General features: G+C 63.7%; 10 protein-coding genes. 6 read left to right on the top strand and 4 right to left on the bottom strand.

Going from position 1 to position 11,218, the window contains the following annotated elements:
* Positions 1-60 precede the first annotated feature (60 nt).
* Positions 61-645, bottom strand: a complete 585-nt coding sequence (locus ACFWEM_RS17075; RefSeq protein WP_378535262.1) for a class I SAM-dependent methyltransferase — start codon at positions 643-645, stop codon at positions 61-63.
* 159 nt (positions 646-804) lie between these two features.
* Between ACFWEM_RS17075 and ACFWEM_RS17070 the strand changes: the two genes are divergently transcribed.
* The 3 genes from ACFWEM_RS17070 to ACFWEM_RS17060 all read left to right on the top strand — a co-directional run bounded on the left by ACFWEM_RS17070 (position 805) and on the right by ACFWEM_RS17060 (position 3,825).
* Positions 805-2,952, top strand: a complete 2,148-nt coding sequence (locus ACFWEM_RS17070; RefSeq protein WP_378535260.1) for an MMPL family transporter — start codon at positions 805-807, stop codon at positions 2,950-2,952.
* A 102-nt stretch (positions 2,953-3,054) separates the two neighbouring features.
* Positions 3,055-3,465, top strand: a complete 411-nt coding sequence (locus ACFWEM_RS17065; RefSeq protein WP_378535258.1) for a DUF302 domain-containing protein — start codon at positions 3,055-3,057, stop codon at positions 3,463-3,465.
* Between the two features lie 90 nt (positions 3,466-3,555).
* On the top strand, positions 3,556-3,825 hold the full coding sequence (locus ACFWEM_RS17060; protein ID WP_230814895.1) for a metal-sensitive transcriptional regulator: 270 nt from the start codon (positions 3,556-3,558) through the stop codon (positions 3,823-3,825).
* Positions 3,826-3,897: 72 nt separating this feature from the next.
* Here ACFWEM_RS17060 and ACFWEM_RS17055 read toward each other — a convergent pair whose 3' ends face one another.
* Complete coding sequence (locus ACFWEM_RS17055) at positions 3,898-4,701, bottom strand: alpha/beta fold hydrolase (RefSeq protein WP_378535256.1); 804 nt, start codon at positions 4,699-4,701, stop codon at positions 3,898-3,900.
* Between the two features lie 111 nt (positions 4,702-4,812).
* Here ACFWEM_RS17055 and ACFWEM_RS17050 point away from each other — a divergent pair, with 111 nt between their 5' ends.
* Complete coding sequence (locus tag ACFWEM_RS17050) at positions 4,813-5,748, top strand: methionyl-tRNA formyltransferase (protein WP_230814893.1); 936 nt, start codon at positions 4,813-4,815, stop codon at positions 5,746-5,748.
* A gap of 14 nt (positions 5,749-5,762) precedes the next feature.
* On the opposite strand, the gene ACFWEM_RS17045 is transcribed toward ACFWEM_RS17050, so the two are convergent.
* Positions 5,763-7,541, bottom strand: coding sequence for an ABC transporter ATP-binding protein (locus ACFWEM_RS17045; RefSeq protein WP_378535254.1), 1,779 nt, complete (start codon positions 7,539-7,541; stop codon positions 5,763-5,765).
* Between the two features lie 11 nt (positions 7,542-7,552).
* Positions 7,553-9,307, bottom strand: a complete 1,755-nt coding sequence (locus ACFWEM_RS17040) for an ABC transporter ATP-binding protein (protein WP_378535251.1) — start codon at positions 9,305-9,307, stop codon at positions 7,553-7,555.
* A gap of 156 nt (positions 9,308-9,463) precedes the next feature.
* Here ACFWEM_RS17040 and ACFWEM_RS17035 point away from each other — a divergent pair, with 156 nt between their 5' ends.
* A complete protein-coding gene (locus tag ACFWEM_RS17035) occupies positions 9,464-9,637 on the top strand; it encodes a hypothetical protein (RefSeq protein ID WP_214886961.1) in 174 nt (57 codons plus the stop codon).
* 103 nt (positions 9,638-9,740) lie between these two features.
* A complete protein-coding gene (locus ACFWEM_RS17030) occupies positions 9,741-11,204 on the top strand; it encodes a trehalose-6-phosphate synthase (protein ID WP_378536167.1) in 1,464 nt (487 codons plus the stop codon).
* Positions 11,205-11,218 lie beyond the last annotated feature (14 nt).

Here is an 11,218-nt window from a genome sequence, read left to right as displayed (position 1 = left end):
AACACCCTCGCCAGTTTAGGGTAGGCTACCCAGGAACGTGAAGGTGCACTCCCGCCCTGGTCAGACCTGTTCCCACGGACCGAATTCGAGCAGAACGTCGATTGCCGCCTTACCGTCCTGTGGCCGAACCACGTGTTCGAGTGCGTAGACCCTCGATCCCTCCGCTGCCCTGGCGAGATCGGAAATACCGGGCAGAATGGTCGGTTCGGGTGGGCCGCCCACCCCACGGTGGAAGTTTTCGATGGAATGCCCCAGATAGAGAACGCGTCCGCCTGGAGCAACCCATTGCCCGACGCGCTTCAGCGTTTCGGCCAACTCGTCGACCTCGAGGTGCATAAAGCTGACCAACACCAGGTCGACCGAACCTTCCGGTTGCCACGTGGTCGCATCGCCGACCCGCCAGTCGACGGCCTTGTCCCGGTCACTCGCCCGTGCCAGATCGATCGCCACCGACGAGTAGTCGACCGCGGTCACCGACCAACCCTGCCCGGCCATCCATCGTGCGTGACGGCCGTCGCCGCAGGCCAGATCGATCGCGGTGCCCGGCCTCAGGTCGGCAATTCTTGTTGCGACGGTTCCCGCCGGGTCCACTCCCCACGGCTCCGTCACCGCTCGGTATCGCTCGTCCCAGTCCTGTGCGTCCACGATCGCTCTCCCCATATCCGTATCACCGAAGTTCGTTCCACCGTCACTGATCAGACGGCGCCCCCAGCAGCATAGAGAACCTTCGGAAGTGACAATCAGATACCCCTAGGGGTATACAAGTGACAGTCAGGAATACCCCCACCCGTATCAGGAGTGAAGATGTCAGCGACCAGAACTGTCACCGCGGACCCACCCGACCAAGCCGACGGCATACTCGCGCGACTCGGTCGATCGATGGCGGCGCACACCCGCCTGGTCGTCGGCGTCTGGTTGATCGCGCTGGTTGCACTCGGCGCCGCAGCGCCCAGTGTCTTCACCTCCCTGGCCGGCGCGGGTTGGCAGGCAAACGGATCCGAGTCGGTGCAGGTTCGCGAGTTGGCCGAGCAGCATTTCGGCGGAAACTCCTCCGCCGCAGTGCAAGTGGTCGTTCACTCGAATTCTCTACCCATCACCGATCCGTCGATGCAGCAGACTCTTGCCGCGGCAACCGAACTGTTTACCGCGGACCCTCGTTTCGGCGAAGTGATCGCCCCACAGCCCGGCATGACCATCAGCCCGGACGGACATACCGGAATCATGATCGCGGGTGCCCATGCGAATACCGACGACATGGTGCGCGCGGTAGACGAACTCGGTAAGAAACTCACGGCACTGTCCACGGACACGATCGAGGTGTACCCCACCGGCGCGTCGGCGTTGTGGAGCGATTTCAACAAGGCCAATCACGAAGCGATGATCAAGGCCGAAATGATGTCGTGGCCCGTCACTCTCGCGATCATGGTGTTGGCCTTCGGATCCCTGGTTGCCGCGGGACTCCCGCTAGTGCTGACCCTTGCGGGCCTGGTCGCTTCGGCGGGCGGACTCGTGATCCTCAACGAGGTCACGCCGATTTCCGTGTGGGCCATGAACTTCGCGATGATGTTCGCCCTCGCGCTCGGCATCGACTACGCACTCTTCCTCGTCGCCAGGTTCCGAGAAGCACTGCGAACCGATCCGGATCCGCGGGCCGCCGTGGCCCAGACGATGGACACCGCCGGCAAAGCAATTGTCCTCTCCGGCCTCACAGTTCTGGTCAGTTTGTCTGCAGTTCTTCTCGTTCCGGCTCCCGCCGTACGCACGATGACTGTCGGCATCATGCTCGCCGTGATCTTCGTTCTCGCCGCAACCCTCACCCTGCTACCCGCCGTGCTCGGCAGGATCGGCGCCAAGGTCAACGGCGGTTCGCTACCGTATGCAAAGCGCCAGCAGCACCGCTCCCCGATGTTCGCAGCCTGGGCGTCGCTGCTGCACAAGCACCCGTGGCCCTTCGGCGTCGGCGCCCTGCTCATCCTGATCGCACTCGTCGTGCCGGTCTTCGGGCTGAAGGTGGCAATGCCCTCCATCGCCGTGGTTCCCGAGGACGCCCCGGTTCGCCAGGGCTACGAACTGGTGCAGCAGCAATTCGGTGACGGCGCTCCCGGGATGTTGCAGATCGTCACGTCCACAGACGATGTAGCAGACACTTCGCGAGTTGCTATGAACGTCGACGGCGTGGCCATGGTCACCCCGGCGCAGCAAGCAGCCGACGGATCCGATCTGGTTATGCTGCAAGCAGTTCCCACTGTCGACCCGTCGGATCCTGAGATGGAAACCATCCTTGCGAACCTTCGGTCGCAGCTGCCGGAATCAGCGCTCGTCGGCGGCGCTCCGGCCGAAAATCTCGACCTTCAGCAGGCGTTGAACGACTACCTGCCCATCGTCGTGGTCGTGATTCTGACGCTCGGATTCCTGTTGCTGCTGATCGCTCTTCAGGCACCTCTGATCGCCTTGATCGGCACGCTGGTCAGCCTACTGTCCACTGGGGCCGCGTTCGGAATCGCGAAGCTGATCTTCCAGGACGGTCACGGATCCGGCCTGCTCGGTTTCGATCCCCAGGGATTTCTGAACGGGTGGGGTCCGGTCTTCTTCTTCGCCATGATCTTTGCCATCGCGATGGACTACACCGTATTCCTGCTCTCGAGCGCAAAGGAGCACTACGAACGGACAGGCGACCCCGAGATCGCACACATCGACGGCCTCGCGCATTCGGGTCGGGTCATCGCGGCGGCGGCAGCGGTGATGGTTGCGGTCTTCTTCACTTTCGCACTCGCAGATCCGCTACCGCCCAAGGAGATGGGAATCATCCTCGGTGTGGCTGTGCTCCTGGACGCGGTGCTCGTCCGCTTGGTGCTCTTGCCCGTGCTCCTGCGTCTCTCCGGCCGGGCAGCCTGGTGGGCACCGACATGGCTGAAACGCATCCTGCCGAACATCAGCTTCTCGCATGGCTGACCGTGTACCCGACATCACTGTTGAAGTGATACCCCCAGGGGTATCATTGAGACAACGGAAATCGAAGCCGAAGACATCGAAACCAACGAACAGGAGCGGGCAATGACAACCCCCACGGAACCGATAGCGATCGCAACCAAGGTCACCGGAACTTTCGACGAGGTCGTCACCCGCACTCGTGCCGCTCTCGCCGAGCAGGGCTTCGGCATCCTGACCGAGATCGACATGCAGGCAACCCTCAAGGCGAAGTTGGACGAGGACATGGAGAAATACCTGATCCTGGGTGCTTGTAATCCACCGCTGGCCCATCGGGCAGTCTCGGTGGATCGTCAGATCGGCCTCCTGCTGCCGTGCAACGTCGTCGTCCGCGAAGATACGACCACCGAGAGCTCGTTCTTCGTCGAAGCGATGAATCCCGCTCTCATGGTTCAGGTTTCCGGCGAACCAGGCCTGGAGTCCGTGGCGGCCGACGCCGCCGTCAAGTTGCGCGCGGCAGTCACCTCGATCATCTGACACCACAGTCGGATCGAGCACTGGATCAAACATCGGGATGCCCCCAGGGGTACCCTCGGTCGCAGCACGAACACTCGAGAAGGGGCCACCATGACCGGCGACGAAGAGAGCATTTCGCTCGTATTGAACAGACTGCGGCGTGCTCACGGCCAACTTGCCGGGGTCATCTCGATGATCGAGAACGGCCGCGACTGCAAGGACGTCGTCACGCAGCTCGCAGCCGTGTCCAAAGCGCTGGACCGAGCAGGGTTCAAGATCGTCGCTTCCGGGCTGCGTGAATGCCTCACCGGCGAAAGCGCCGAAGGTCAGGAACCGATGACCGAGGCCGAACTCGAGAAGCTGTTCCTGGCACTGGCATGAAACAAGAGGAAGGGCCTGACCCGCAGGTAGCGGATCAGACCCTTTCTCGCGCGCGAAAGAACTGCGAAAGAACTACTTCGCCAGGAAGTCGATCAGCACCTTGTTCACGGCCTCCGGACGCTCGAGGTATCCGTAATGCCCGGCGTCGGGAATCTCTTCGTACGACGCCGTCGCGATGCAGTCCGCCACCTCGCGGGAAAGGTAAGGCGGGATCATGCGGTCGTCGGCGAAAGCGACGGACAGGCACGGGCGCATGATCGACTTGTACTCGTTACGTCGATCGAAAGCACGGTCCATGCCGAGCTGCGCGCGAACACCCGGTGACGTTGCGCCGCCGGTGAACTCGAAGATGTCCATCCAGTCACGCGCGGAGTGATCGTCGGCCAGCGTGGCCGGCGAGAGGTTCATCACCGCCGTCACCGCGGCGCGGTACTTGGCCGGCAGGGCGACGCCGCTGTCGAACAACTGACGCTCACCCTCGGTCAGAACCTGCTGGAAATGATCCATCCGAGCGTGGCCGGCGAGGAACACTGCTTTGCGAACCAGATCCGGCCTGGCGAGCGTCAGTTCCTGCGCAACCCGGGCGCCCATCGAGGTGCCGATGACATGGGCCGGGCCGCCACCGAGATGCTCGATCAGCCCGGCGGTGTCCGCAACCATGTCGGGCATCGTGATGCCGCCGAGGCTCTCGCCGGACGGTGTGATTCCGCGGTTGTCGAAGGTGGCGACGCGATAGCCGGCGGCCACCAATGCCGGAGTCTGGTGCAGATCCCAGACGCGGCCGGGGCTACCGGTCCCCATGATGAGCACCACCAGATCTCCATCACCCTTGACCTGGTAATTGATGGGGATTCCGTTGATTGTGGCGACCGTCATGTCAGCCTTCCTCCTCGTACGTGTGATCAACAATTTTGGTTGGATAGCCTAAGCTGATGGGCGGTCGTGTGACCGCCAACCCCAGCCCATGCTCGTCCAGGAGGACCCCCGTTGAGAGTCGCTACGCTCGGATACCAAACCTGGGGCCACCGTACCCTGCAGGCCTTGATCGACTCCGATCACGAGGTCGTGCTGGCAATCACACACCCGAAGAGTGAGCACGTCTACGAACAGATGTGGGCGGACTCGGTTGCAGATCTGGCGGCCGAGAACGGTGTACCCGTTCACGTGGCGAACAAGCCTGACGACGCCTTCAAGGCCGCGCTGGCCGAAGCTGCTCCCGACATCATCGTCGCCAACAACTGGCGCACCTGGCTGCCGGCGGAAGTCTTCGACGCGCCCAAGTACGGCACCCTCAACATCCACGATTCGCTGCTACCCAAGTACACGGGGTTCTCCCCGCTCATCTGGGCCTTGATCAACGGTGAAGAAGAAGTCGGCCTCACGGCGCACCTGATGGACGAGGAACTCGACGCGGGCGACATCGTCCTGCAGCGTTCGACGACGGTCGGCCCCGCTGACACCGTCACCGATCTGTTCCACCGCACGATCGACATGATCGGCCCCATCACACTCGACGCACTGGATCTGATCGCATCCGGGCGGACCGACTGGACGCCGCAAGACCGCTCGCAGGCCACCTTCTTCCACAAGCGTGCACCGCAGGACAGCCACGTCGACTGGTCCTGGCCGGCCGAGGTCATCGAGCGTTTCGTCCGGGCGCAGTCCGATCCGTACCCCAACGCTTTCGCGGAGTTCAAAGGCCAGCGCATCCGCATCCTGAAGGCGTCCGTCTCACGCGGGCACTACGGCGGAACCCCCGGCCGAGTCTTCATCCAGGAAGACGACGGCATGGTGATCGTCGCGGGCCCCGACGCGTGGTCGGGCAAGAACAAGGGACTGCGAATCGAGCGCATCCGACTCGACGACGGCAGTGAGTACACCGCCGCCGAGTTCTTCCCCCACGGCGGCGGGTACCTCACCTGATCGTCTGAACGCCCTCAGTCGCGACCCTCCCAGGCCGCCCACAGTTGCGCGTAACGCCCGCCCGCGGACACCAGTTCGCGGTGCGGGCCTTCTTCCACGATCTGCCCGTGCTCGAGCACGATCACTCGGTCGGCGCCCGCGGCTTGGGTAAGCCGGTGTGCGACAACCAGAGTGGTACGCCCCTCGGTAGCGGCTTCGGCAGTCGCTTCCAGTTCCCGTGCTCCGGCGCTACCGGCCTCCGCTGTCGCTTCGTCCAGTACAGCGACGGCAGGGTCGGCCAACACCAGTCTCGCCAAGGCCAACTGCTGCGCCTGCGCTGCCGTCATCTCGTGCCCGCCCTCGCCCACGACGGTCAGCATTCCCTCGTCGAGAGCCTCAACCCACTCGTGCGCGCCGACGGTCCGCAGCGCAGCGGCAACGTCCTCGTCCGAGGATTCGGGAGCGGCCAATCTCAGATCCTCGATCAGGGGCCCGGCAAAGACGTGGACCTCCTGACTCACGATCGCGATGTGGCGTCGTAGGTCGTCGAGGTCGGCAAGCGGGACACCGCCGATCGACACGCGCCCCGACGTCGGAGTGATCGAACCGGCAGCGATCGCAGCAAGCGTCGTCTTTCCGGCTCCGGTCGAACCGACGAGCGCCACCCGCTCCCCCGCTCGCAGGCTGAGCGTCACTCCGTGAAGTACCTCGTGACCGCCGTCGTAGCTGTGTCTGATGTCGTCCAGACGAAGGGAGCCGTCGGTCGGAACGGAACCCGTATCCGTCGAACGTTCCGTTTCGGGGATCTCGACAACGCCGACCAGTCTCGCGAGGCTGGCGCCGGCGGACTGCACTTCGTCGAAGGTGTAGAGCAGTGAGCCGATCGGGTTGAACAGGCGATGGAACAGCAGTGCAGCCGTCGTCGTCTGACCGACTGTCACGACGTCCTCACGAACCAGCAGGAATCCGACGACGAGGATCATGGACAGACCCACGAATTCGGCGCGGTTACCGCGACCGGCGAATCTCGTGAACAGGCCGAACACTCCGACGGCCAGATCACGCGCTTTTGCCGACGCTGCATCGATCTGACCGAGATGTTCCTTCTCGAGGCTGTACGCGCGCACCGTCTTGGCACCCTGGAGACTACTGATCAGCGCCTGTGAACGAGCGCCCATCGCAACTCGCTCGGCAGCGTAAATGGGAGCCGATCGCGGCAGGTACCACTTGAGCGCCAGCGCGTACATCGGCAGCGCGACCATTCCGGCGAGGCCGAGTCGCCAGTCGAGACCCAGCATGGTCACCATGCTCAGAGCCACGAGCAGAACGGCCGCGATCATGCCGGGAACCACGTCGGACACAGCCTTGGCGATCACCGACACGTCGTCGCCGACTCGTGAGAGCAGATCACCCTTCCCCACCTTCTCGACGGTCTGGATCGGCAGGCGCAACGCCCGGTCCACGGTTCGCTCGCGCAGATCCGCCAGGATCGTCTCACCGAGTCGCTTGATCAGATAGGCAGCCACACCTGTGAACACACCGCCCACGATTGCGGCGGCGGCGATGATCACGACCACCCCGACGATCGTCGATGTGGGCGCGTTGTCCCGGACCCGGTCGACCAGGACACCGAAGACGTAAATCGGCACCAAGGCCATCGCCGACGCCGAAGCCGCGACGATCAGGACCAGCAGGCTCTGCATCCGGTGTTCGGCCAGCGCTGCCCGCAACCACTTCCAGGTCTGGCGACCACTCGCGATCGGCAGCAACTCGCGCTCTGTCACCTTCTCTGCGGCCGGCATATCGGTTGTCATGTCCGTGGCCGTCACCGCAGCACCGCTCCTCGGTAGTTCGCGTCGCCGCGAGAGAGTTCGGAATGTGTGCCGATCGAGGCAATCACTCCGTCGTTCAACACGATCACTCGATCCGTCACGGCCAGAAGAGCTGGGCTACTGGTGATCAATACCGTCGTGTGGATGCCACCGGCACCCTCGTGCCGCAGTTCCGCGATTCCTTCGGCGATCGACGCCTCGGTCACCGCGTCGACCGCCGTAGTCGGATCGTGCAGGACCATCACGGGCGCCTTTGCCACCAATGCGCGTGCAAGGGCGACGCGTTGACGCTGGCCCCCCGACAAGCTCGCGCCTCGATCGGTCACCTCGAGGTCGAGGCCGTCCGGATGTGCGTCGACGACATCAGCCGCCGCAGAGGCGGTCAAAGCGCTCTGGATTTCGAGAACAGCGGCATCACCGGCGCCCGCGGTGACATTCGACGCGAGGGACCCGGAGAACAGATCGGTGATGTGCGGCTCCACCAGCACTGTGCGACGCGCCAATCGCAAGTCCATGTCGGACAGGCTGATTCCGCCCACTCGGACCACGCCGCGGTACGCATCCTGCGGCAGCTGCCCGGACAGGACGGCGACAAGAGCGTCGGCGTCCTGCGGTTGATAAGCCACGACACCCAGCAGTTCTCCGGCAGGCAGGTGCAGATCGATGCCCTTGAGAGACTTGTACTCGACGGCGTCGAGGGTCAGGTCGGTACCTTCGAGTTCGGTCTGCGAACCCGCTCCCCGCAGCGGCTCCGCGTCCAAGACCAGTGCCAGACGATCCGACGACGCCCTCGCCACCGCGAAGTATCCGGGAATCGACGCGAGCAATCCGAGCGGTTCGATGATGAACTGCGCAAGCCCCACCACGGTGATCAGTTCACCGACCGTGATCCGGCCCTGCAGCGCGAAGTAACCCGCGAAGCCGGCAACACCGACTGCGAGCAACGCACTGATGGTCGCGGCAACACCGGTGTAGACACCGGTGGCCTTCGCCGTGCCGATCGTCGACGCGAGCGCCTGCCGGCTGACCGTGCGGTAGCGCGTCGACGCGGTCTTCTCACCGCCGATACCGCGCAGCGGACGCAGTCCACTGACCAGATCCGTAGCCATCGCCGACGCCCGAGCGATCGACGCCTGCTGACCGGTGGCCCGCGACGTGATGAGCGGCGCCGCCAGTTGCAGCAGACCGAGAATGACCGGAGTACCGATCAGAACGGCCAGTCCCAGCCACAGATCGATCCACACCAACGCCACCGCCGACGCCACCGCAGCGGTCAGGGCCGCCGCGGCACGGGGGACGATGTCCGCGATCCACGAAGTCTGTTCGGCGTCCGACGTGGAGACCGTCAGCAATTCGCCCGATCGCAGATCGGTACGCACCCCGCGTGGATCGAGGACGCGGTGCGCCACCTCGAGCCGGAGACGATGAGCCTCCTGCTGCATCGCGGTGACGATGAACCGGGCGCCGAAACGCCACGCGGCCGTCAGAACGAGAAACAGAGCCGCGAGACCGAGGATCGAGACGATCAAGGCCGTGGTGTCCGAAGTCTCCACCGCACGGTCGATGATCACACCGATGGAGATCGGCACCGCCGTCTCGGTGAGTTGGTGCAGACAGACCAGGGCAGTGCCGATAGCGAGCGGGCCACGGTTGCGGACCAGGACGCGTCGCAAAATCGCAGCACCGCTGTGATTGCCACTCTCCGGCTCGTCCGAGTCGACGGTCACACTCGAGGGGGTCGAACTCATGGAACTCCAAGCATCGATGGAAGCGATAAAGTTGAGTACAGAGATAAGTAAGTCGACCCTAATACATGAGCAACTAGCGTCGACACGCCCAGTTCTCATAGAGTCGCGAGTAAGAATCATTGCTTGCGCCGTGCAGGCAAGCACGAGAGGAACATGATGGCTGAGAACACGACCGTCGAAACCGAGATCGCGGACGAGGAAATCGAGACCGTCGCCGAGGAAACAGCGCGCATGGCGCAGCGCGTTGTCGCTGCCTACGCGGAAGATGCCGACGAGTGCAGGATGCTGCTCTCGATGCTCGGTATCTCCCCCGCCGCCAAGCTCGACTGAATCTTTCCCTCACCGACCGAGAAGGAACCACGTGCCTGTCAGTCCGGATTCGACCAGTTCAACCCTTTCTGACAGCGCACCTGCTTCTTCGACCGGTGACACCGTGTCCGGGCAGGCCGAGTTCGTCGTCGTAGCGAACCGCCTGCCCGTCGACTTGGAACGACTTCCCGACGGCACCACTCGCTGGAAGCGGAGCCCCGGCGGACTGGTCACCGCCCTCGAGCCGATCCTGCGCAGCAATCAGGGCGCCTGGGTGGGCTGGGCCGGCGTCCCGGACGCAGACCTGGACCCGATCGTCGAAGACGGACTCGAGCTCTACCCCGTGCCGCTGAGCGCCGAGGAGATCAACGAGTACTACGAGGGATTCTCCAACGCCACCCTCTGGCCGCTCTATCACGACGTCATCGTCAAACCCGAGTATCACCGCGAATGGTGGAACGCCTACGTCGAGGTGAACCGGCGGTTCGCCGAAGCCACTTCCAAGGCAGCGGCACAGGGCGCGACCGTCTGGATCCAGGACTACCAGCTGCAATTGGTACCGAAGATGCTGCGGTTGCTTCGTCCCGACCTCACCATCGGTTTCTTCCTGCACATTCCGTTCCCCCCGGTCGAACTGTTCATGCAGATGCCCTGGCGCACCGAGATCGTCGAAGGCCTCCTGGGCGCCGACCTCATCGGCTTCCATCTTCCCGGCGGAGCACAGAACTTCCTTTACCTGGCGAGACGCCTTGCCGGGCAGCAGACTTCACGCGGAACCGTCGGCGTCCGCTCCAAACTCGGTGTGGTGCAAGTAGGTTTCCGTAGCGTCCGCGTCGGTGCATTCCCCATCTCCATCGACTCCGGCAAGCTCGACGAACTCTCGCGCACCAAGGCAATTCGAGACCGCGCCAAGCAGATTCGCAAAGAACTCGGAAACCCCAAGCACATCATGCTGGGCGTCGACCGCCTCGACTACACCAAGGGCATCGACGTCAGGCTCGCCGCACTCCACGAACTTCTCATGGAGAAGCGCATCGATCCCGCCGACACGGTCATGGTGCAGTTGGCGACCCCGAGCCGCGAACGCGTCGAAAGCTACGTACAGATGCGCGGAGACATCGAGCAGAAGGTCTCCCGGATCAACGGCGAGTTCAGCGAAGTCGGTCGCCCCGTCGTCCATTACATCCATCGGCCGATCCCACGCGACGAACTGGTCGCGTTCTTCGTCGCTGCCGATCTCATGCTCGTCACGCCGCTACGTGACGGTATGAACCTGGTCGCGAAGGAATACGTCGCCTGCCGCAGTGATCTGGGTGGCGCTTTGCTGCTCAGCGAATTCACCGGTGCTGCAGCAGAACTCCGCCAGGCATTCCTGTGCAATCCCCACGACCTCGACGACGTCAAGGATTCGATGGAGAAGGCCCTCAATCAACCGCGAGAGGACGGCCGACGCCACATGCGCGCATTGCGTCGTCAGGTCTTGACGCACGACGTCGACCGCTGGGCACGTTCGTTCCTCGACGCGCTCGCGCACGGCGGCGCGGCAGGCCCGGCGCTGATCGCCCCGGCCGAATCCGGAGAGCACTAGGCCAGTGCAAACAG

The sequence above is a fragment of the Rhodococcus sp. NPDC060176 genome (genome assembly GCF_042728675.1).
GTDB lineage: Bacteria > Actinomycetota > Actinomycetes > Mycobacteriales > Mycobacteriaceae > Rhodococcus_F.
The sequence above is the reverse complement of the archived record's forward strand: the minus strand, read 5'-3'. Positions and strand labels throughout refer to the sequence as shown.